Here is a 22,440-nt window from a genome sequence, read left to right on the forward strand (position 1 = left end):
CGGAGGCGCCCGTGCCGGGTGTCCGAGCCGGTCCCGCCGCGATCGGCCTGTTCCTGTCGGGCCTCCGCCGTGTCCGGGCGCGTCTCCGTCTGTCCGCGTCGACTGTCGGTCACTGCTGCGTCCGTCCTCGGGTCGTCGGTGGTCCGGCGCTCGGCCGCGTCCTTCGCGCCCATGGCGGAGTTCGCGTCGTCTCGCAAGCCACGGCGGCGCGGAGCGGCCGATGCGTCCGGGGATCTCGCTACGCCGACGATATGCGGAGGTTCGCAGCCTTCACGGCACGCCTGCGCCTACCGGGTGGCTGCGACGGCCGGTACGGGCGAAACGGCACCGGTCACGCCTCGATGAGGCCCGTGCCGGAAAGCCAGCGGGTGATATCCGGCTCCGCGTCGGCGACCTCCTCCCCGCGGAGGGCGAGTCCCTCGCCGATGACCGCCCGGCCGACGTAGAGGTCCGCGTAGTCGTCGAAGACCCGGCCCTCGCCGATCGCATAGGTCACGAACGGGTGCATCGTCTTGCCGGACAGGTCGAAACCGTCGAGGAACGTGTGCATGATCATCGGGGCGCGGCTGTTCCAGACCGGGCATCCCAGCAGGACCGTGTCGAAGCGGGCGGGATCGGGCAGGCTGCCCGTTATCAGCGGGCGGGCGTCACGGTCCTGCTCCCGCTGGCTTCGCGCCACCGTGGTGTCGAAGTCGTGCGGGTAGGGCTCGGCCTCCTCGATGCGGAACACCTCCACATCGGACAGGGCGGCGACGGTGTCGGCCACCTGCTGGGTGTTGCCGACCGCGAGATCTCTGCGACGCCCGAACCAGTAGTTCTCCCCGGCACGGGAGAAGTAGGCGAGCAGGGTGGCTGAGGCCTCCGCCGGTTCCATGGACGGCTTCCTTTCGGGTGTAATGCGCGAGGTTCCAGGCGCCGAAGAGGCCGCGGGACGGCTGGAGTAGGCGCTGGGAGCCGTCCTCGGCGGGCCCGATGCGCTCCCCGATCGCCGAAGGGTCGCGCCATGTTCCCCTCCCCGCGGCAGCCGGTTCAGGCGGCCGGGTCGGCCGGCCCTGGTCGGCCCGCCGGTGTCCCGTCCTAGATTGGCCCATATCCCCACGTCAGGCGGGTGCGCCTCGCCGACGCGGGCCCGATGGACCTCCGCGTGTTCTCGGTGCCGGGCCCCCGGGCGCCGCTGCGCCGGCGGGTTCCGCGTTCCTCGCCGCGGTGTGCGGGCCGCTGCTGAGCGAGGTCACGATCCCCGGCCGCGCGCTGCGCCCCGGCGTCCGAGGAGGCTCGACGGTGTCGCCCGCCGGGCCCGCAGGGGCTCCGCCGGTGCGTCAACGCCGTATCGCGCCGACACCGGTGAGGACGGCAGCGAGCGGCGCGTGTCCTCCCGGGGCCGGCGCGCGCTGCTGCTGGGCGATGCGATCGTCTGCCCGGTCCGGCTCGACGAGCCCACGCGGCAGTCGATCGGAGACGTCGACCCCGACCTCGCCCGGCGGGTCCGCGAGCGGCTGTTCCGCGAGCTCGAGGACGAGGCCACGCTCGGTTCCGGCGCGCATTTCCCCGAGCGGTTCGAGCGCGTGCTGGCCGGGCAGGCACGGCGCTGGTTCACCTGAACCGGCCGCGGTCAACGCCCCGTGCGCCCGACCGGCGAGGGCGACGGCACGCCGGGGCGAGGGCTGCGGCGCCGCTCCCCTGCTTCGGCGACCGGCGCTCGCCGGGCGACCGCACCGCCGTCCGGTGGTCGTCCTCCGCGACCGCGGAATCGGCCGCCCGCCGGACTCCGGACGCCGGAGGAGGCGCGGGTCATGCGGTTCCGATCCCGATCCGGTCGAGGTCCATGCCGACCACCAGCCGAGACCGGAGTAGCCCTTGCCGGCATCCTCCCACCGCCTCACAGGCGAGGTGGAGGGACAGAAGTCGGCGATCGGTGGTCGCGGGGAGGGTCACTTCGGTGTGAACGCGGCGGCGTAGTCGTGGGCGAAGTCGGTGATGTCGCGTGCTGCGTGCCCGGTGAGGTCGGCGACCGACGTGTGCACCTCGGCGGCCTCCCCGCGGGCGTAGTGGGCGTAGTCCTCGACCAGACCGGCGAGCTGCCACGGCGGGAGCACGCCCTCCAGTGCGGCGGCGAAGTGGTCGGCGGGTGCGTCCTGGAATGCGATGTCGCGCCCGGTGGCGGTGGACAGCGCCTGAGCGATCTGGTCGTGGGTCACGGCCCGGGGCCCGGTCAGGGTGTAGGTGCGGCCGGTGTGCCCCGTGCCGGTCAGTACCGTCGCCGCGGCCTCCGCGATGTCCCTGGTGTCGACGGCGCTGACGGCGGCACCGCTGACAGGCGCGGCGAACCGGCCCTGGGCGATGGTCCCGGCGAAGGCGAGCAGCGCCTGCATGTAGAGGTTGGGGCGCAGCACTGTGTGGTCCAGGCCCAACTGCTGCACGTATGCCTCGACTTCGGCGTGCCAGCGCAGGAACCGCACCGGTGAGTCGGGGCGCGCCGCGTACTGGGAGAGCACCACGAGCCGGTGCACGCCGGCGCCGCGCGCCAACGCGGCGAACCGGGTCTGCAGCGGGGCGGCGTCCTCTGCCGACGGGCTGTTGAGGAAGGCCGCGTCGACGTCTTTCAGCGCGGCGGTGACCGACTCCGGGTTGCGCAGGTCGGCGACGACGTTCTCGGCGCCGGGAACGGGGCGGTCGGGATCGCGGATCATGGCGCGGACGTCGGCGCCGCGGGCTTGCAGCTCGGGGACCAGGGTCGATCCGATGGTTCCGGTCGCACCGGTCACGAGCACAGTAGGGGCGTTCATCGTCGGGTGTTCCTTCCGTCGTGTCGCCGAGGCGTGGTTCTCGGCAAGGCCTGTCCCGGGGTCAGCGCGCGTCCGTGCGGCCGGAGGCCGGCCGCGGGTCGGGGGCGGGCGAGCGACAAAGCGATGGCGATGCAGGCGAGCGCGCCGAGGAACGCGGTCGTGAACGAGATGTCCGCGCCCGCGTGCGTCCCCGCGGCGCCGACGGCGATCCGGCGAGGGCGGCGAGCCCGATCGCGCCGCCCAACTGCTGTGCGGCGTCGACCAGTCCGCTCATCAGGGCCTGATTCCCCTTCGGCGCTGTCGCGCACCGCCGTCGCGGTGGCGTTGACGGAGGCGAGCCCCGGGCCGCCGCCGATCGCCGCCTTCGCCGCTGTGCCCGCCCGGCCGGGCGGGCACAGCGGCGAAGGCGGTTCATCGCTCATCGAGTCGTCATCGTCAGGGGTGGCGGGTTCCGCGTTCCGGCGGCGGCGACGGCCGCGCCCGGGGGTGCGGGGCGAACCCGGTACCGAGCCGCGGGCGAGGCGGTAAGCCGCCGTGCCGTGGGATCGTGTCGCCATGCCATGACGATCGCGCAGACGCACCCGCGTTCGCGTCGGTGACAATCACCTACTTCACCGAGGCGCCGCCGACTGCTGCGGCCGACGACCGTCCGGGCTCAACCGCCGCTTCGGCCACTGCAGCCGCGGCCGGCCTTCGATGTCGGATCCGGGTCGGGCGCCGGTTGCGGGGCAGGCGGGCGCCTCCGGCTCGGCGGTCTCGGCACCGGCTGTACGCGCCGACTGCTCATCCCCGCCGGGCGCGGTGCGTACGCCGCGGGCGTCGATGCGGGACCTGCGCGTTGGCGAAGCGCAGGCGCCCATCAAGGCGAAGGCCGCGCGGCGTGGAGCACCCGCGACAGCGGGGGCCTGCGGCCGCAGTACCAGCCCTACGGGTTGGGTCGGATCCGGGCGCGCGCCGCGGTACGCACCCGATAGCGCGAGAAGCGCCGGTGCCCGCCCGCCGAACGCAGCGGTTCGATCAGCCCGCCCGAACCCGGCGCGCGCGGGAACGCCGGCGTGGTGCCCGCCACCTCCGCCGCCCGCCCCCTCGTGTAGGCGGGAGAGTCGTCGTCATCAAGGCGACCTGCGGCGTCGGAACCGGTCACCGCACACCGTCGACGTCTCCGCGGGCACACCGAGGGCCCCGGCGCCACTGCGGCGCCGGGGCCCGAGAGTTCAACACCATCTACGCACCGGCCCCAGCGGGACCGGCCTGCCGATTCCCGCGCCTGCGGCGCCGGGAATGCGGGGATCGCGGTTGTCTGACCGTGGACCACCTCTTTCGAACCAGGGTCCTGCGGTACCCGCGCGGCGACGTTCCTCGCGCGGGCGATCCTGATGGCATCCGCTCCTCTCGTCGTCCTCACAACGGCGACTGCTTCGACAACTTCTGCTTCACTACTGCGGTTGCGATCCTGCGCTTGCGCTATTCGCCTACTGCGGTCCTACCGGCCCCCGGCGCCGTGCCGCACGTGTGCGCCGGTCGGGCCGACCTGCTCCGCCGATGTCTGCCGGCGGCCGTTCGCGGCCCGCTTTCTCGGCCACAGCAGGAAAATTAGCACCCTCCCCGGCGCATGTCTACTCCGGCCGCAACAGTTTTTCGGTTGTTGCGAGGGAAGACCACGACACGCTTACCCCGGCCGGTGCAGGGCAGCGCCCGGCCGGGGCAAGCGGGCGCCGGGGCGCCGGGCGGATCACAGGCGGCCGGCGGAACCGGCGGCCCGGGCAGCCGGACACGATCCGACCCACGCCCTCCGCACCCGTCGACCCATCGGCCTTCGCGCCACCGCAGGACGCAGGGCGGGATATATGGACTTCTCGTCCATATCATGGTTATATGGACGGACAGTCCACATCACGAATCTCAGCCGAGTGGAGCACCCCATGACCAGCACCACCGCGCGCGTCGCTCTCGTCACCGGCGGCTCCGGCGGCATCGGCAGCAGTGTCGTCGAGCGCCTCGTCCAGGACGGCTTCGCCGTCGCGGTCCACTACTCCGGCAACGCTTCTCGCGCCGAGGAGCTGGCGGCGAAGGTCCGCGGTACCGGAGGACAGGCGATCACGGTCGGCGGCGACGTCGCCGACGAGGCCGCGATGGCGGCCGGGTTCGACACGATCGAGGAGGAGTGGGGCGGCCTCGACGTCGTCGTCAACACCGCCGGGATCATGCTGCTCTCGCCGATCGCGACCCTCGACCTGGCCGACCTCGACCGCATGCACCGGACCAACATCCGCGGCACCTTCGTCGTCTCCCAGCTCGCGGCCAACCGGCTCCGGGCGGGCGGCGCGCTGATCAACTTCTCCACGACCGTGACCCGTACGCGGTTCCCGACCTATGGCGGCTACGTCGCCTCCAAGGCCGCGGTCGAGAGCATGACCCTGGTCCTGGCCCGCGAGCTGCGCGGGAGGGACATCACCGTCAACGCCGTCGCCCCCGGTCCCACCGCCACTCCGCTCTTCCTTGACGGCAAGGACCAGCAGACCGTCGACGAGCTCGCCAAGGCCGCCCCGCTCGAGCGCCTGGGCACGCCCGACGACGTCGCCGAGGCGGTCGCGTTCCTCGCCGGCCCGGCCCGCTGGGTCAACGGCCAGGTCGTCTACGTGAACGGCGGGCTCGCCTGAGGCCCCGGCTCGTCTCCTGCGCGGCCGCCCGCGGAAACCGGCACGGTCTCCGACGAGATCGCCCGGACCGAGGCGCTGCCCAGGGGCGAGCGGCCGACCGGGTTGACATCCACCCCGCGGGCGACGGCTCCGACGAGGTCTCGGAGATGGCCGACCGGATCCGCCGCGTGCAGGCGGTGGGAGCCGGGCCCGGGCGGGGCGGCCTGTCAGGCGGCGGCCCGGTCGGTGACGCGCCGGATGGCCCGAACGGCGAGGTCGGGCTGATCGACGTGGACGCGCGGGGCCGGGCTCGGATCGGGCACCCGCGACCGGCCGGACAGACGGCGGCGGTCGGCGTCACCGCCGGTCAGAGGCATCCGACCGGGGAGCCCCCCGGGTTCCGGGTGCGGCGGACAGGCCTCCGACGAGCAGGTCGACGATGTGGCCGGCCAGTTCCTCCACCTCTTCGGCGGGCTGGTCCTCGATCTTCCGGTACCACATGTCGACGGCGTTCAGGCTGCTCAGCAGGGTCCGGGCGGCCAGCGAGACGTCGACCTGGCGGAGCGAGCCGTCCGCCATGCCCTCGGCCACGACCCGGCGGAACATGTGCTCGTAGTCGCGCCTGAGCCCGTTGAGGGCGCTCAGCGCGTCGCGCTGGCGGATCTTCAGCTCCGAGGAGTCTTGAGCGCGTACGCCCTGGTGGACCACGTGGTGGTACGCGAGGTCCGTCATGAGGTTGAGGAGATGGGCGCGGGACATCGCCGCGAGTCGCTCACGCCCGCTGCCGCCGCTCGCCGCATGGGGCTCGACGCGTTCGCGGACCCGCCGCATCCCCTCTTCGTAGACGGCCAGGAACACGTCGAACTTCGACCGGAAGTGGTAGTAGATCAGCCCTTTGGTGGCTCCGACCTGATCGGCGATGTCATCGAGCGTGGCGCTGGAGAAGCCCCGACGCATGAAGGCTTCGGCGCCCGCGTCCAGGATGCGGTGCCTGGCCTCCGGCGTCCTTCCAACGGCCCCGGTGTCGTGAGCGCTGATGCTCAACGGTCCCCCTCCTCGCGGCCGGCGGTGGCCCCCACCGCCTTTACCGCTGAGAGTGCCCACACTGGCGAATGGTTGACTATTGTGTCCTGGGACACATAATACTGCGTAGTATGACATGCCTGCACGGGGGAGGTCGGGCTCTAGGAGGATTGAGGTTCACATGAACTCAGCGATCGTGTTCATCCTGATCTACTTCGCGCTCATGCTCGGTATCGGCTACTGGGCGAGGTCGAAGGTGAAGTCGTCGAGGGACTTCCTGGTCGCGGGCCAGACACTGGGCTTCCTGGTGATGGCGGTCGGTACGTTCGCCTCCATCCAGAGCGGCTTCGGCATGATCGGCCACACCGCCAACACCTACGCCTGGGGCCTGCAGGCGATCGTCGCGGCGGCGCTCTTCGTGCCGCTGGCCTTCGCCCTGTCCTGGTTCCTGCTCGGAAGCCGGCTGTACCGGCTGGCCCGGGAGCACGACGTCTACTCGATTCCCGACGTCATCCGACTCAGGTACCCGGGCCGCTCGGCGCATCTGGCCATGTCGGTCGCCATGTTCATCGGAGCGGTCGCCTACATGACCGCCCAGGTGACCGCCATCGGCGTGATCGTCGCCCTGATCTTCGACACCTCGACGACCACCGGCGCCCTGATCGGCTCGCTCGTGGTCGCCCTCTACACGATCGTCGGCGGGATGCTCGCCGGCGCCTGGACGGACTTCATCCAGGGCCTGCTCATGGTGGCCACGTCCATCGGCGTCTTCTTCGTCGCCACCAGCACCCTCGGCGGCTGGGGGGCGATGCTCGAAAGCATCGCGGCCCAGGACGTCTCGTTCCTGCGCATCGACGCGACCCAGCCGCTGACGTGGATCTGGGCCTTCGTGATCCTGGCCGTCCTCGGCGCCGCGGCACAACCGCAGCTGATCACCAAGTTCCTGATGCTGCGCTCGCCCACCGAGCTGAAGTGGGGCGCCCTGGTCGCGGGAGTGGCATACGCCGTGACGACCCTCTTCGCCCTCGGCGTCGGGCTGGCGACGCGCGGACTGACCATGGCCGGGCGGGCACCCGAACTGGACAACATCGACAACACCGCCACCTGGTTCCTGGACAACATGGTCTCTCCGACGTTCGCGGGATTCGTGCTCGCCGGACTGCTCGCCGCAATCATGTCCAGCGCCAACTCCTTCATCGCCGTCGGAGCGTCGGCCCTGATGCGCGACGTCACCGGGGCGCTGGGTATCCGCGTCCGCAGGGAACTCCTCTGGGCGCGCGTGGCCAGTGCACTCGTCGTCGCGTGTTCGCTGGTCTTCGCGCTCTACCTCTCCCAGGTGGTCTTCATCCTCGGCGCCATCGGCTGGGCGGCGTTCGCGGCCGCCATCTTCGGGCCGCTGGTCCTGGGCCTGTACTGGCGCCGCGCCACGGCGACGGCGACCACCGCAGCGGTCGTCTTCGGCATCGTCGCCAACCTCGCGCTGACCGTGCTGACAGCCGAGGGCGTGGTCACCCTGCCGGCGTACCTGCTGTCCGGCGGAGCGGTCGTCTGCCTCGGGATCCTCCTCTTCGTCGCCGTCTCGGTGGCGGCGCCCTCCCGGACGTCGTCGGAGAGGTTCGTCGAGCTGGCCGGCGACCGCCCGGCGGGCCTGGGCCGCGTCGACTCCCTGGTCGCCGCCACCTTCGCCACCATCGCGGCCGCGACCGCCGGAATGCTTTTGGACCAGTGGTACCTGGTCTACTACGCCGTCCCCGTGCTGGCGACGGTGTTCATGCTGATGGGCTCGCTCAACAGGCGCGACCTCTGGTCGCCGTCCATGGTCGGCCAGGTGGCGGTCTTCGGCGCCGCACTCGCGGCGCTGTTCGCCGTCTCCCACGCGGCGCTGGGCGGCGAGGGCACCCTCGGCGGCCTGCCCACCTCCACGGCGGTCTTCCTCTACGTGATCTGGCCGGTGACCGCGGTGGTGGCGCCGCTCCTCTACACGACCCTCTACCGCACGTGGCTCCGCCACGACCTCGAAGAGAGTCCGGGCCGCGAATCCGCGCAGACGACGCGCGCCGGCGAGTAGGGGGCCTGCCATGAGACCGGGGACCACGACCCCTGGACCGGGCACGGCGCGCACCGGCCTGGTGCTTGCGGTCGCCGCCGTCATCCTGTGCACCGCGGCGGCCGCCCGGCCGGCCGTCGAGGACGCTGGGCCGCAGGGGAAGCGCCCGCAGTGCGCGGAGCTCGAAGGCCGGGAGATCCCCGCATCCGCCATCAGCCTGCCCACACGGGGCGGCAGCGTCACCGCCGCTTCGGCGGTGACGGAGGCCGTCGGCCGCGAGAGCGTGAGCTACTGCCGTATCGACGCCGCGCTCCACCCTGTCGACACCTCGGCCCCGGACATCGGGATGCGCCTCGCCGTACCGGTGGAATGGAACCGCAAGACGATGATGTTCGGAGGCGGCGGCTACAACGGCACCGTCCCCGACGTCACAGCGGGTGTGCCCTTCGGGCCGGCGGACGAGCCGACCCCGCTGGCCCGCGGGTATGCGACCTACGCCGGCGACTCGGGGCACCAGGCGGATCCGGCGATGCACCCGGTTCCGTCACTGGACGGCTCCTTCGCCGTGAACGACGAGGCGCTGCGGAACTTCGCGACCGGCGATGCGCTCAAGAAGACCCACGACGCGGCTCTGTTCCTGATCCGGCAGAGCCGCCGCGCCGAACCGAAGCACGCGTACTTCGCCGGCGGATCGACGGGGGGCCGCGAGGCGCTGGCCGCGGTCCAGCGGTGGCCCAGGGCCTTCGACGGCGTCATCTCGGCCTATCCGGCATGGAACAACCTGGCGGAGGCGCTCTACCTCGGCTACGCGACGCAGCTTCTGGCGGAACCCGGCGCCTTCCCCGGGCCCGAGAAGCAGGGCCTGCTCTACGACAGCGCCGTCGGGGCCTGCGACGGCCTCGACGGCCTGGAGGACGGGATCGTCTCGAACGTGCGGGCCTGCGACTTCGATCCCCGCGAGCTGCGGTGCCCGGGCGGCGAGGACACCGGAACGGCGTGCCTCTCCGACCGCCAGATCGGTTCGGTGCGCGCCATCTCCTCGGAGTGGGCCTGGCCCTACGAGATCGCCAGCGGCGAGCGCAGCTATCCGGGCTTTCCGTTCCTGTCGGGCGCGGACATGCGGACACCGCTGCTGGGGTTCGGCACCACCGCTCCCGCGGACCCCATGCCGCTGACCAGCGGCTACGGGATGCAGTACTGGGACCAGTGGGTCAAGTACTTCCTGACCCGCGATCCCGGCCGCAGCGCACTGTCCGTCGACCCGCGCCACCCGGGGAAGTGGCGGGAGCGGATCAGCCGCCTCTCGGCTCTGCAGGACCTCAACGACGCGGACCTGCGGCCGTTCCGGCGCGCGGGCGGCAGACTGCTGCTGATCCACGGTGCGGCGGACGAGCTCGTCTCCCACCGGTCGACGAACGACTACTACGAGCGGGTGGTCGCCACGGTAGGGCCGCGGAAGACGAAGAGGTTCATGCGCTACTACCTCGTGCCGGGTGCGAACCACGCCAACGTCGGCGATCCCGCCTTCGCCGCCGCCTGGGACTCGGTCACCGCTCTCGAGCGGTGGGTCGAGAACCGCCGGCCGCCCACCGATCCCGTCGTCACCGCCGGCGACGACGGCAGGTCCCGGCCCCTGTGCGAGTACCCCCTGTGGCCGCGCTACCGCTCGGGTGACCCCGCCAGCGCCGACAGCTTCGTGTGCACGCGGTGACGCCGGCGGCGGGGCGGCTTCGGGACGCCGCTCCGCCGCCGGCGTCGGCATAGCCCGCCGCAGCGTGCGGGGTCTGCGGGCGCGGTGCCGGGGCTAGCCGCCGGCGTTGGTTCGCAGACCCCGACGCGTGAGGCCCCGGGTCGGCCGCCTTCAGGGCCGACCCGGGCGCGGGCCGCGGCTCACCTTCCGTGCGCGGCGGTACCGGAGTGCTCGGCCAGGACGTCGGCCAGCGGTGTGCGGATGCGGCAGTTCTCGAACAGGAAGGAACGCATCAGCGTGTCGATCTCCTCGTCGGTGACCCCGCGGAAGAGCTCGGCGAACTCCTCCACCATCGGCTCCGAGAGCAGGATGTGCCGCACGAGCTGCTGGATGTCGCGCGAGGCCCCGAACGGGAACGGCGCGTAGTCGGGGAACTCCCGCGCGAACAGGTCCCGGATCGGTTGCATGACCTCGGTGATGCCCTCCTCCGTTCCGCCCCAGGAGTCGGCGCCCAGCCGCGCCTTCTTGCGCAGCATCGGCTCGACCCGGCGCATCCACGGGGAGTCGGGCGCGGCGTAGGCCACCCCCTGCAGGCCGATGTCCTTGTAGAGCCAGACGGCCCAGCTGGCCCCGTAGCGCTGGTAGATCTCCAGCTGGTCGCGGAGCACCCGGTAGCGCATCGCGTCGGCCTCGGGGTCGCCGGTGTAGACGGGGCCGAACTCGCCCACCCATACGTGCAGGCCGCGCGACAGCATGTAGGCGCTGCGCCGCCGGAAGGTCTCCTCCAGCACGTCGCGGTCGACGTAGGTGCCGCGGCTCACCCCCGGGTAGGGGCCTCCGTCGACGAAACCGGGAAGCGCGTAGTCGTGGTTGGTGTAGACCACGTTCTCCCAGGGCTCACCGAAGATGTGGAAGTCCTGGGAGTAGCGGTTGCCTTCCAGGAAGATCACGTGGTCGGGGTCGTGGGCGCGGATCGCCTCGTAGAGCCGCGCGTAGAACGGCATGATCATCTCTTCGCTCGGATCCGCCGGCTCGTTGATCGGGTTGTAGCCCGCCACCCACGGGTTGTTGCGGTAGCGGCGGGCGATGGCCTCCCACAGGTGCACCGCGCGGTCCTGGAAGTGCCTGTGCTCCCAGAGCAGGGCGCGGTGGGTGGGGTTGTCGGAGTGCCAGTGCTGGTTCTGGCAGCCGGGCAGCGCGTGCAGGTCGATGATCGTGTAGATGCCGTGGCGTGCGCACAGGTCGACGACCCGGTCCAGGTGGTGGAACCCCGACTCGTCGATCTCGAAGGGGCGCATGTCGTCCTCGAAGTGCCGGTAGTTGATCGGCAGCCGGACGAGGTTGAGCCCCAGAGAGGCGATGTAGCGCGCGTCCTCCTCGGTGAAGAAGTACTCCAGGAACCGGTCGAAGAACAGGTGGTACTGCCGCTCCCCCAGCACCCGCCGGACGGAGCGGCGGTGCGCCTCCTCGTTCGCCGGGTAGCCGGTGATGAAGTTCTCCATGTTCATCCACCCGCCGAGGCCGAATCCGCGCAGGACGACAGTGGTGCCGTTGCGGTCCACGAGCGTCGAGCCGCGGACGGACAGCAGGGCGTCGCCAGTCAAACCTGACTCCTCTCAACCGTGGGCCGGCCGCCGCGGGCGTGGTCACCCGCTACGCGCCGACCCGTTCGAATCACCTTCCGAAGCCGGCGGTCAGACCTCCCAGGAGCTGCCGGCGGGCGACGATGTAGAGCACCACGATCGGCAGCGTGGACAGGAGCACCGCGGCCATCAGGCCGGGGACGTCGACGCCGTACTGGCCTTGGAACTGCTGCAGGGCCAGCGGGATCGTCCGCACGTTCGCGCTCTGTGTCAGCACCAGCGGGAACAGGAAGTTGTTCCACGCCTGCAGCGCGTTGTAGATGACGACGGTGACCAGGGCCGGCCGCGAGAGCGGGAGCACGAGGGTGCGCAGGGCCCGGCGGTGCCCCCCGCCGTCGATCCTCATCGCGTCGAAGAGGTCGTTGGGGATGTCGCGGATGAAGTTCACCAGGATCAGCACCGTCAGCGGGATGCCGAACGCCACCTGGGGCGGGATGAGGGCGTAGAGGGTGTCGTACAGCCCCAGCTCCACGATCAGCAGGTACACGGGGATGATCGCCGCCTGCAGCGGGATCGCCAGCCCCATCAGGAAGGTGGTGAAGACCGCGCGGACGGCCCGGCTGCTGATGCGCGCGATCACGTAGGCGGCCAGGAAGCTGACGAAGACGATCAGGCCGACCGACAGGGTGACCACGAACAGGCTGTTGAGGAAGTAGAGCGCGAGCCCGCTGCGCAGGACCTCCGTGTAGTTGCCCACGACCGGGTCCAGCGGCGGGAGCCACGGGCTGCCTTCGAGGTAGTCGCCCTGCTCCCGCAGGCTGCTGATGAACATGTAGTAGACGGGGTAGAACGCCGCCGCGAACCAGACGAGCCCCATCAGCGGAACCAGCGGGAAGGACCGCCGCGGTCGGTGCCCGGCGGCCCGCCGGGCGCGGGCGTCGGACGGGTCGGCGGTACCGCCGTGTGTGCCTGCCAAGGCTCACGCTCCCTCTGCCTGGCTCTCCATGCGCGAGTACCCCGAGATCCGCAGCAGCGCGAGGGACAGGACGAGCCCGAGCGCGACCAGCAGGACCGCGATCGCACTGCCGTAGCCGATCCGGGTCTCCTGGAAAGCGGTGATGTACATGTGCAGCGGCAGGATCCGGGTGGAGTTCTCGGGGCCCCCGCCGGTGAGGATGAAGAAGATGTCGAAGTAGGTGATCGATCCGTTGACGATGAGGATCGACGAGGTGATGAGGGTGTACTTGAGCTGCGGCAGGGTGATGGAGAAGAACTGCCGGAGCGTGCCCGCGCCGTCGATGCGCGCGGCCTCGTAGAGCTGCTGCGGGATCTGACGCACCGCCGCCTGGTAGAGCAGCGTGTGCAACGGGATGAACTGCCAGGCGATCACGATGATGACCGCGTAGATCGCCGTGCCGGGGTCGCCCAGCCAGGGCTGGGCGAGGGCGTCGGCGCCCACCGAGCGCAGCAGGGAGTTCAGCGCGCCCTGGGGGCTGAGGATCGCCTGCCAGATGAGGCCGACGGCCACGGCCGAGAACAGCAGCGGCAGGAAGTAGGCGATCCCCAGGAGGGCGCGGTAGCGCTGGTAGCCGGCCAGGAAGACCCCCAGCAGGATGCTGGCCGGGGTCTGCAGCAGCCAGGACAGGACGATCACCAGCAGGGTCAGCCGGAGGGAGTCCAGGGTCAGCGGGTCGGTGAGCGCCCGGGCCCAGTTATCCAGCCCGATCCACTGCGGCGGGGTGATCCCGTTCCACTGCAGGAAGCTCAGGCACACGGCCGCGACCAGCGGCCCGAGGGCGAAGACGGAGAAGAACAGCAGCGCCGGCATCAGCAGCAGCGGCGCTTTCCGATCACGTGGTTCAGACACGAGTCTCCCCTGTGTCGGGGGCGGGAGGCGGCGTGGGTGGCCCGCTGTACGCGGGCGCGGGGGCGAGCGTGCTCAGCGCTTCGGGATGCGGTTCATGTTCTGTGCGAACTGATCGGGGGTGATACTCCGCGCGAACACGCGGCCGAGGTTGGTCAGCAGTTCCTGGGCCACCTCGGGTGGCAGTGCCTGGTCCCAGGACAGGTCGAAGTAGGAGGCGCCCCGCACCAACCGGTAGATGAACAGCAGCCATTCGGAGCGGTCGCTTCGGGCCAGCCGGTCCTCGATGCCCTCGACCGGCGGCGCCAGTCCCAGGTCGATCAACCGGTCGACCATGTACTCGTTCATGACCGCCTCCTCCAGGAACGCGACAGCCCGGTCGCGGTTGCGGGAGGCGCTGCTCAGTGCGTAGAAGTTGGTGAGGTTTCCGGCCACGGCGCCGGCGTCGCCGCCGGCGCCCTCGACGGCGGGGAAGGGGAACCAGCCCAGGCTGTCGCCGGCGAAGTCCGGGGCGTCGGTGACGAAGCGCTGGTAGTTCCACGCGCCTTGGAGCAGCATGCCCGCCTGCCCCGAGTACACGAGCTGGGTGTCCTGGTTGGTGTCGGCGTCCAGGGCCGCGAACCCGTCCGGGAAGGCGCCGGCGTCGACGAGCTCCTGGATCATGGCGACCGCCTGCCGGAAGGCCGGGTGCGACCACGCGCCGGACTCGCCGGCCACGACGGCCCTGAAGGGCTCGCGCCCGCCCACGCGGTTGACGAGGTACTCCAGGTACATCATGTTCGTCCACAGGTTCTGGCCCGCGAGGGAGATCGGGGTCAGGCCCGCGCCGGAGAGGACGCCGACGACCTCCAGCAAATCGCTCCAGCTCTCCGGCGGGCTGAGGCCGTGCTCGGCGAAGAGGTCCTTGTTGTAGAAGAAGACCTTCGGCGCGGTGCCCGACTTGGGGACGCTGTAGACGCGCCCGTCGAAGGTCACCGCCTCCATCACCGACGGGAAGTAGCGGTCGGTGGCGACCGACGGGGGGATCGCCGCGGCCTCTCCGGCGTCGACGAAGGCCTTGAGCTGGCCGCCGCCCCAGTTGTAGAACACCTCGGGCGGCGTTCCGGAGATCATCGACGTCCGCAAACGGTTCTTGTAGGGGTCGTTCTGGAAGAACTGGGCGGCCACGGGCGCGCCGTCGGCGCGGCGGTTGAACCTCCTCACCACGTCTTCGAGCAGCTTCTGCTCACTGCCGGTGGAGATGTCCCAGATCGCGGCTCCTGCGCTCAGCCGAGAACTGCCGACGCCGAACCCGCATCCGGGAAGCAGCAGGGCGAGTGAGGCCGCCGATCCCGCGGAGAGCAGGCGGCGGCGGGAGAGTTCCCTGGCCATGTGTGTCCTTCGTGCTCGTGTGAGGGCATCGCTCCGCCGATGGGTGGATGAGGGCGACGGTGCGGCCGACGACGCAAAGCCATCGACCTGTGACGCACCTAATTTGTACTGGAAGTAAACTAATTCGCAGCCGGAGCGGGGGTCAAGGGGGTGGTGTGGTCCCCGTCACCGGTCGCCGCGACACGGACCCCCAGGGCCGGGCCCCGGCACGGCCCGCCCGTCCCCTCGGGAGCGGCCGGGGAGCCGACCACCGGAGCGCGGCGGTCGGCGCGCGCGGCGGCGGCCGCGCTGAGCGCGGGCACCGGACACCGCTGCGGCGCCGACCTCGGCGGGGTCGGCGCCGCAGCGGGTTCAGCACATCTCGCCGGGGAGCTTGCGAGCGTCGCCGATGAGCGGGCGCCCGGGCTAGGTCCGGTCGATGCGGGGGGTGCGGTTTCGGGGGTCGGCGGCGGCGAGCCGCCAGTGGCCGCCGATCTGGTTGTGCGGCGGGCGGTCCGGGTCGCGCTCGCCCTCGGCGGCCCGGATCGTCTCGGCGTAGGCCTCCGAGTCGTCCTGCGGCTCGTAGCCCAGCGCCCGGGCGGCCTCCAGCGAGGTCCACCGCCGGGTGTTGTCCGAGACGCCCCAGACGACGCGGAACCCGGGCGAGGGGGCGTTGAGGCACGCCTCGAACAGGCGTGCACCGTCGTCGGGCGACATCCAGTGGTCGAGCATGCGCGCGTTGGTCGGCTTCTCGAAGCACGTGCCGATGCGCACGGCGATCACGTCCATGCCGAAGCTGTCGTGGTAGAGGCTGCCGAGTGCCTCCAGGGCCACCTTGCTCACGCCGTAGAAGGTGTCGGGGCGGGGGAAGGCGTAGTCGGGCACCTCGGGCACGCGGGGGTGGAAGCCCACGGCGTGGTTGGAGCTGGCCAGGACCACCCGCGGGACCCCGGCCAGGCGCGCCTGCTCCAGGACGACGTAGCTGCCGTGGATGTTGACGTCGAGGATGTCCTCCCACGGACCCTCCAGGCTGTGGCCGCCCAGGTGGATCACCGCGGAGACGTCGCGCATCGCCTCGGCCACCGCCGCCGCGTCGGTGACGCTGGCGGTGACGACCTCCTCGTGGGGAGCGGGGTCGGCCGGAGTCGCGACGTCGAGCAGCCGCAGCTCGCGTCCGGGCCGGGCGAGCCGGGGGCGCATCAGGCTCGCGAGTCCTCCGGCCGCGCCGGTGATGAGAATCCGCTCGGTCATGGGCAGTCCCTTCCAGACGGGGTCAGCGGGTGAGCAGCTCGGAGATGCGGCGGGAGGCGTCGATGAGGGTGTCCACGATGTGCCGGCTGTGGTCCTCGTCCAGCCGCGCCAGCGGAACCGAGCAGCTCAGCGCGTCGGTCACCGGGTCGTTGTAGGTCAGCACCACCGCTCGGCAGCCCAGGCCGAGGTTGGTCTGCTCGGACTCCTTCGAGTAGTGCATCCGGCGGAACTCGTCCAGCTCGGCGAGGATCGCCCGGCGGTCGGTCAGGCCGCGCGGACTGAGCGCCTCCGGGTGTTCGGGGACCAGGTCCGCGCCGTCCGGGCGCTGGGAGAGGATCGCCCGCCCCAGCGCGGTGGCGTAGGCCGGCAGCCGCCGCCCGACGCGGGAGACCGTGCGCAGCTGGTGCCGCGACTCGCGGCTGGCCAGGTAGACGATGCTGCCGCCGTCGAGCCGCGCCAGGTGCACGGTCTCGTTGACCTCGCTGCGCACCTCTTCGAGGATCGGCGCGGCGGCGCGGACCACCGGGTCGCGGTCGAGGTAGGAGGTACCGGCCAGCAGGGCGCGCACGCCCACCCGGTAGAGCGATCCGCGCGCGTCCGTCTCGACCCACCGCCGCTCCACCATGGTCTGCAGCAGCACGTACAGGCTGGACTTGGGATAGCCGAGCTCGTCGTGCAGCTCGGCGAGCGACAGCGGCGTGGCCGATCTCGCCAGCACCTCCAGGACCTCGAGTGTCCGGTCAGCGGATTTCACCGTCATGACGTGGCCCTTCGTCGCAGGATCACCCGTTACGCCCCCTTGACACCGGATATCGAAAATTTTACATTTCTAGCCATCTTTTACAAGGGAGATTTTCATTCATATATGTGAATTGAGATGAAATGCAGTTAGACGGCCTACTGTTCTTCCCGGTCACGCCATTCGACCCGGCAGGCGACCTGGCGCCCGAGGTGCTCGCCGACCACGTCGCCGACGGCGTCGACGCCGGTGCAGGCGGCGTCTTCGCTGCGTGCGGGACCGGCGAGTTCCACGCCCTGGACCTCGCCGAGTACCGGCGGCTCGTCGGTGCCGCCGTGCGGGCGGCGTCCGGGCGCGTGCCGGTGCTCAGCGGCGCCGGCGGCCCGCTCCCCCACGCCCGGGCCTGCGCCCGGGCCGCCGCCGAGGCCGGGGCCGACGGCCTGCTGGTGATGCCGCCGTACCTGGTGCAGGGGCCGGGAGGAGGGCTGGAGTCCTATGTCCGCCAGGTCGCCGAGGCCTCCCCGCTGCCGGTGGTCATCTACCAGCGCAACAATGCGCGCTTCTCGCCCGAAGACGTCGCGCGCCTGGCCAAGGAGCCGTTCGTCGCGGGCTTCAAGGACGGCCTGGGCGACATCGAGCACGCGCAGCGGATCGTGCTGGAGGTGCGCGAGGCCGTCGGCGACGAGTTCCTGTTGTTCAACGGCCTGCCGACGGCGGAACTCTCCGCCCCCGCCTACCGGGCGGTCGGCTTCGACCTGTACTCCTCGGCCGCCTTCGCCTTCGTCCCCGAGGTCGCCGGAGCGTTCCACACGGCTCTGCGCAACGACGACCATGCGGCGGTGCAGCGGCTGCTCTCCGGGTTCTACCGCCCGTTCGCCGAACTGCGCGACCGCGTCCCCGGCTATGCGGTGTCCCTGGTCAAGGCCGGGGCCCGGCTGCGGGGCCGCGCGGTCGGCCCCGTCCGCGCGCCGCTGACCGACCCCGGCCCCGAGCATCTGGACGTCCTGCAGCGCATCATCGACGACGGCCTGCGACTGGTCAGGGGGTGACCGTGCGCATCAGCGGCATCACCGTGACTCCGGTGGCCTTCCACGACCCGCCGCTGCTCAACGCCACCGGCGTGCACGAGCAGTGGGCGCTGCGGGGCGTCGTGGAGGTCGCCACCGACGACGGCCTCACCGGACTCGGCGAGACCTACGGCGACGAGGCGCACCTGGCGATGGTGCGGGCCGCCGCCGACGCGCTCCTGGGCACCGACCCCTACGACCTCCACCGCGTCGGCACCCTGGTCGCCGAATGCGTGGGCTCCGCGGTCGTCACCCACCAGCACGGCCTCACCGGTGCGGGCAGCAACCAGAAGACCGCCGACGGCGTGTTCTCCCCCTTCGAGGTCGCCTGCCTGGACATCCAGGGCAAGGCGGCCGGCCGGCCCGTGGTCGACCTGCTGGGCGGACCGGTGCGTTCGGCCGTGCCCTACAGCGCCTACCTGTTCTACAAGTGGGCCGCCCACCCGGGGGCCCCGGAGGACCCCTTCGGTGCGGCCCTCGACCCCGGCGGGATCGTCGCCCAGGCGCGGCGCCTGGTCGCCGACTACGGGTTCGGCTCCATCAAGCTCAAGGGCGGCGTGTTCCCTCCGGACGAGGAGGTCGCGGCGGTCCGCGCCCTCGCCGAGGCGTTTCCCGGCATGCCGCTGCGGCTGGACCCCAACGCGGCGTGGACCCCGCAGACCTCGGTGCGCGTCGCCGCCGAGCTCGCCGGGGTGCTGGAGTACCTGGAGGACCCCACCTCCGGTATCGACGGCATGGCCGAGGTCGCGTCCCGCTCACCCATGCCCCTGGCCACCAACATGTGCGTGGTCACCCCCGACCACCTGCCCCCGGCCGTCGCCCAGGGCGCGATCGGCGTCCTGCTCATCGACCACCACTACTGGGGCGGCCTGCGGCGCTCCACCCAGATGGCCGCGCTGTGCCAGACCTTCGGCATCGAGCTGTCCATGCACTCCAACTCCCACCTCGGCATCAGCCTGGCCGCCATGACCCACCTGGCCGCCGCCGTGCCGAACGTCAACCACGCGTGCGACACCCACACGCCCTGGCAGAACGGGCAGGACGTGGTCGCCGCCGGCGCGCTGCGCTTCAGCGGCGGCGCGGTCGCCGTCCCCGAGGCGCCGGGGCTGGGCGTGGACCTGGACCGCGACGCGCTGGCGGCCATGCACGAGCAGTACCTGCGCTGCGGGATCACCCGGCGCGACGACACCACCTACATGCGGCGCTTCCAGCCCGACTACCAGCCGAAGACGAGGTTCTGGTGAATACCGTCTACGCCTACCCCTGGGACGTGGTCGGCGACCCCGGCGCACCCGACCGCCTGGCCGGACTCGGTGCCGGGTCCGTCGCGGTCGCCGCCTCCTACCACACCGCCCGTGCCGCCACCCCCCGCCATCCCGGCCACCGGTTCGTCCACGCCCGGCACGCCGCCTGCTACGTGCCCGTCACGCCCGAGGCGTGGCAGGGCAGCAGGCTCGTGCCCGGCCGCCCGGACTGGGTCGCCGGGGACGACTCCTTCGCGGCGGCGCGCACGGCCCTGCGCGCCGCCGGCCTGGCCGTGCCCGCGTGGGTCGTGCTGACCCACAACTCGCTCCTCGGCGCGGCCCACCCGGACCTGACCGTGCGCAACGCCTTCGGCGAGCACTACGAGTACGCCCTGTGCCCCGCATCCGCCGAGGTCCGCGACTACTGCGCGCGGCTCGTCGCCGAGGTGGTCGCCCTCGGCGAACCCGACGGCCTCATCCTGGAGGCCTGCGGCCCGCTCGGCGTCCGCCACGGCGGCCACCACGAGAAGACCGAGGGCGCGGAGTACACCCCGGTCCAGCTCGACCTGCTGTCGCTGTGCTGCTGCGCGGCCTGCGACCGGCGCTACCGCGACGCCGGCGTCGATCCGGCCGACCTGGTCCGCCGGGTCCGCGCCGGGGTCGACGCCGCCGAGCCCCCGCCCTCGGTGGAGGAGGCGCTCGGACCGCTCGCCGCCCCCGTGCGCCGGGTGCGCACCGGGCTCGCCGCCGAGCTGCGCTCGCTGCTGCTGGGCCGGGCCCGCGAACTGCGTCCGGGAATCCGCGTCGCCGTCCACGCCTCCGCCGACGCGTGGGCGACCGGGCCGTTCGCCACCGTCGCCGACGACCCGGGCGGCCCCGCCGCCGACTGCCTCGTGGGCACCTGCTGGACCCCCGACGAGGAGGCCGCCGCCGGGCTGGCCGGGCTGGCCGCCCAGGCGCGGCCCGCGGACGCGGACGTGGGTGCCTACGTGCTCGCGCTGCCGCCGCGGCCGGCCGACCCGGCCGACCTGGAGCGGCGCCTGGACCTGTACGCGGACGCGGGCGCCACGGAGTTCCACGTCTACCACGGCGGCCTGGCCTCGGCCCGCCGCCTGGCGCAGATCCGCCGCGCCCTCGCCGAATGCGCCGCGCCCGCAGGGGGTCGATAGCCCGTGCCGCCCAAGTTCCAGTCGATCGCGCGCGGAGTTCTGCGCGTGCTCGACCGCACGACCGACACCCTCGCGCTCACGGCACTGGCCGCGGTGGTGCTGGTGGTCACCTGGCAGGTGTTCGGCCGCTACGTGCTGCAGGCCAGTCCGCGCTGGGGGTCGGAGGTGGCGCTCATCCTGCTGGCCTGGGTGGGCTATCTCGGCATCGCCATCGGCCTGCGGGAGCACACGCACATCGGCGTCACCTTCATCACCGACCGGCTCCCGCCCAGGCTGCGGACCGCGGTGGAGACGCTGACCCCGCTGGCGTTCCTCGCCTTCGCCCTCTACCTGGTGTTCCAGGGCTGGCAGTTCACCGTGTCCACCGCGGGCACCAGCCTCCCGGCGACCGGCCTGCCCTCCTCGGTGCAGTACGCCGTCATGCCGGTGACGGGCGTGCTCGTGGCCGTGTACAGCCTGCTGCAGCTCGTCGGGATCGACACCCGCCGGGACACGCGCCCGAGCGGCGGGGAGGACGGCGCCCACGACATCGCCGCGGCGCCCGGAAGCGAGGCGGTGCCCATCTCCGGGGACGGACTGACCGCCGGCGCGGCCCGCTCGGCCGGGCCCGCGCAGACACGGGGCGCCGAGACGACCGGGGCGGAACCGGCTCCCGAGGAGGACGACGATGATCGGTGACCCTCTGGCCGTGGCCATCCTCATCGGGGTGTTCGTGGCCGCCCTGGCGCTGCGCATCCCGATCGCCCTCGGGCTGGCCCTGGCATCGCTGTGCACCGCGCTCTACCTGCAGATCCCCCTTCCGGTGGTGGGCCAGCAGATCGTCAACGCGCTGCTGACCTTCCCGCTGCTGGCGATCCCCTTCTTCGTACTCGCCGGCGAGATCATGGGGGCGGGCGGGATATCCCGCCGGCTCATCGACCTCGCGAACCTGATGATCGGGCGGCTCCGCGGCGGCATGGCGATGCTCAACGTCATGGCCAGCACCTTCTTCGGCGGCATCTCCGGATCGGCGGTGGCCGACACCTCCTCGATCGGCTCGGTCATGGTGCCCGTGATGAAGCGCACCGGCTACGACGCCCGGTTCTCCGTCGGGGTCACCGTGTCCAGTTCGATCCAGGGCGTGCTGATCCCGCCGAGCCACAACATGATCATCTACTCGCTGGCCGCGGGCGGCAGCGTGTCCATCGGTGCACTGTTCCTCGCCGGGGTCCTGCCGGGCCTGCTGCTCGCCCTCGCGCTGCTGGGGCTGACCTACTACCTCTCCTGGCGCCGCAAGTACCCCAAGGGCGAACGCGTCCCCCTGCGGGAGTGGCCCCGGGTGATCTGGCAGGGCTCGCTCGGTCTGCTCACGCCGGTGATCATCATCGGCGGCGTGATGACCGGCGTGTTCACCGCCACGGAGTCCGCTGCCATCGCCTGCGTGTGGGCGCTGGTCGTCTCGCTGGTGGTCTACCGGGAGCTGACCCCGCGCGGGTTGATCGGTGTCCTCAACCGGGCCACGCGCACGCTGTCCTCGGTGCTGTTCCTCATCGCCTCGGCGGGGGCCTTCGGCTACCTGATGACCCAGCTCCGCATCCCCGCCGCGCTGACCCAGAGCCTGACCGGCATGTCCGACAACCCGATCGTGGTGCTGCTGCTCATCAACCTGATGCTGCTCGCGCTCGGAACCGTGATGGACATGGCGCCCCTCATCCTGATCACCACCCCGATCCTCCTGCCGGTGGCGACGAGCGTGGGCATGGACCCCGTCCAGTTCGGCGTCATGCTCATGCTCAACCTGGGCCTGGGCCTGATTACGCCCCCGGTCGGCGGCGTCCTGTTCGTCGGCGCCGCGGTGGGCGACATCCGGGTGGAGGACGCCACACGCGGCGTCCTCCCGTTCTACGCGCCCATGCTTCTGGTGCTGCTGGCCATCACCTTCGTCCCCGCCCTCTCGCTCTGGCTGCCGTCCCTGGCGGGCCTCTAGCGGGCCCGTCCCCCTCTCCCCC

The 22,440-nt window shown here is 71.8% G+C and carries 18 protein-coding genes and 1 pseudogene; 9 read left to right on the plus strand and 10 right to left on the minus strand.

Features of this window, described 5'->3' with window-relative positions:
• Positions 1-331: 331 nt before the first annotated feature.
• On the minus strand, positions 332-874 hold the full coding sequence (locus ABD284_RS01355; RefSeq protein WP_344140062.1) for a flavodoxin: 543 nt from the start codon (positions 872-874) through the stop codon (positions 332-334).
• 493 nt (positions 875-1,367) lie between these two features.
• Here ABD284_RS01355 and ABD284_RS01360 point away from each other — a divergent pair, with 493 nt between their 5' ends.
• Positions 1,368-1,601: an MBL fold metallo-hydrolase gene (locus ABD284_RS01360; protein ID WP_344140065.1), complete on the plus strand. Its 234-nt coding sequence runs from the start codon at positions 1,368-1,370 to the stop codon at positions 1,599-1,601.
• 330 nt (positions 1,602-1,931) lie between these two features.
• Here ABD284_RS01360 and ABD284_RS01365 read toward each other — a convergent pair whose 3' ends face one another.
• Both ABD284_RS01365 and ABD284_RS01370 read right to left on the minus strand, forming a co-directional pair.
• Complete coding sequence (locus ABD284_RS01365; protein ID WP_344140068.1) at positions 1,932-2,786, minus strand: SDR family oxidoreductase; 855 nt, start codon at positions 2,784-2,786, stop codon at positions 1,932-1,934.
• A gap of 943 nt (positions 2,787-3,729) precedes the next feature.
• A pseudogene (locus tag ABD284_RS01370) lies at positions 3,730-3,930 on the minus strand (MerR family transcriptional regulator); the annotation flags it as partial.
• A gap of 778 nt (positions 3,931-4,708) precedes the next feature.
• Here ABD284_RS01370 and ABD284_RS01375 point away from each other — a divergent pair.
• Positions 4,709-5,446, plus strand: a complete 738-nt coding sequence (locus ABD284_RS01375) for an SDR family oxidoreductase (protein ID WP_344140071.1) — start codon at positions 4,709-4,711, stop codon at positions 5,444-5,446.
• Positions 5,447-5,782: 336 nt separating this feature from the next.
• On the opposite strand, the gene ABD284_RS01380 is transcribed toward ABD284_RS01375, so the two are convergent.
• The gene (locus tag ABD284_RS01380; RefSeq protein ID WP_344140074.1) at positions 5,783-6,469 is read right to left on the minus strand and encodes a TetR-type transcription factor C-terminal domain-containing protein; all 687 of its coding nucleotides are present in this window, start codon (positions 6,467-6,469) and stop codon (positions 5,783-5,785) included.
• 160 nt (positions 6,470-6,629) lie between these two features.
• On the opposite strand from ABD284_RS01380, the gene ABD284_RS01385 reads away from it, so the two are divergent.
• Complete coding sequence (locus ABD284_RS01385; protein WP_344140077.1) at positions 6,630-8,516, plus strand: sodium:solute symporter family protein; 1,887 nt, start codon at positions 6,630-6,632, stop codon at positions 8,514-8,516.
• Between the two features lie 10 nt (positions 8,517-8,526).
• Positions 8,527-10,206, plus strand: a complete 1,680-nt coding sequence (locus ABD284_RS01390; RefSeq protein WP_344140080.1) for a tannase/feruloyl esterase family alpha/beta hydrolase — start codon at positions 8,527-8,529, stop codon at positions 10,204-10,206.
• Between the two features lie 179 nt (positions 10,207-10,385).
• Here the strand turns inward: ABD284_RS01390 and ABD284_RS01395 are convergent, their stop codons facing one another.
• From ABD284_RS01395 to ABD284_RS01420, 6 genes are all read right to left on the minus strand, one after another.
• A complete protein-coding gene (locus ABD284_RS01395) occupies positions 10,386-11,789 on the minus strand; it encodes a glycoside hydrolase family 5 protein (protein WP_344140082.1) in 1,404 nt (467 codons plus the stop codon).
• 70 nt (positions 11,790-11,859) lie between these two features.
• Positions 11,860-12,744, minus strand: a complete 885-nt coding sequence (locus ABD284_RS01400; protein WP_344140084.1) for a carbohydrate ABC transporter permease — start codon at positions 12,742-12,744, stop codon at positions 11,860-11,862.
• 3 nt (positions 12,745-12,747) lie between these two features.
• Positions 12,748-13,635 (minus strand): carbohydrate ABC transporter permease, encoded by an 888-nt coding sequence (locus ABD284_RS01405; RefSeq protein WP_344140086.1) that lies wholly within the window; start codon positions 13,633-13,635, stop codon positions 12,748-12,750.
• Positions 13,636-13,707: 72 nt separating this feature from the next.
• Entirely contained in the window at positions 13,708-15,003 is a 1,296-nt protein-coding gene (locus ABD284_RS01410) for an extracellular solute-binding protein (protein ID WP_344140089.1), read from the minus strand.
• A gap of 405 nt (positions 15,004-15,408) precedes the next feature.
• Positions 15,409-16,233: an NAD-dependent epimerase/dehydratase family protein gene (locus ABD284_RS01415; protein ID WP_344140091.1), complete on the minus strand. Its 825-nt coding sequence runs from the start codon at positions 16,231-16,233 to the stop codon at positions 15,409-15,411.
• Positions 16,234-16,255: 22 nt separating this feature from the next.
• Complete coding sequence (locus tag ABD284_RS01420; RefSeq protein WP_344140093.1) at positions 16,256-16,993, minus strand: IclR family transcriptional regulator; 738 nt, start codon at positions 16,991-16,993, stop codon at positions 16,256-16,258.
• A gap of 122 nt (positions 16,994-17,115) precedes the next feature.
• On the opposite strand from ABD284_RS01420, the gene ABD284_RS01425 reads away from it, so the two are divergent.
• From ABD284_RS01425 to ABD284_RS01445, 5 genes are read left to right on the plus strand one after another with little or no spacing between them, the layout of a single operon-like run.
• Positions 17,116-18,021 carry a 5-dehydro-4-deoxyglucarate dehydratase gene (locus ABD284_RS01425; protein ID WP_344140096.1) on the plus strand — a complete coding sequence of 302 codons (906 nt, stop codon included), beginning with the start codon at positions 17,116-17,118 and terminating at the stop codon, positions 18,019-18,021.
• 2 nt (positions 18,022-18,023) lie between these two features.
• Positions 18,024-19,283, plus strand: coding sequence for a glucarate dehydratase family protein (locus ABD284_RS01430; protein ID WP_344140098.1), 1,260 nt, complete (start codon positions 18,024-18,026; stop codon positions 19,281-19,283).
• Positions 19,280-20,452, plus strand: a complete 1,173-nt coding sequence (locus ABD284_RS01435) for a hypothetical protein (protein ID WP_344140100.1) — start codon at positions 19,280-19,282, stop codon at positions 20,450-20,452. Before ABD284_RS01430 ends, ABD284_RS01435 begins: the two co-directional genes overlap by 4 nt.
• Positions 20,453-20,455: 3 nt before the next feature.
• Positions 20,456-21,130, plus strand: coding sequence for a TRAP transporter small permease (locus ABD284_RS01440; RefSeq protein WP_344140102.1), 675 nt, complete (start codon positions 20,456-20,458; stop codon positions 21,128-21,130).
• A complete protein-coding gene (locus tag ABD284_RS01445; protein WP_344140104.1) occupies positions 21,120-22,418 on the plus strand; it encodes a TRAP transporter large permease in 1,299 nt (432 codons plus the stop codon). Before ABD284_RS01440 ends, ABD284_RS01445 begins: the two co-directional genes overlap by 11 nt.
• The last annotated feature ends 22 nt before the right edge of the window (positions 22,419-22,440 follow it).

The organism is Streptomonospora arabica (assembly GCF_039531585.1).
In the GTDB taxonomy this organism is placed as follows: domain Bacteria; phylum Actinomycetota; class Actinomycetes; order Streptosporangiales; family Streptosporangiaceae; genus Streptomonospora; species Streptomonospora halophila.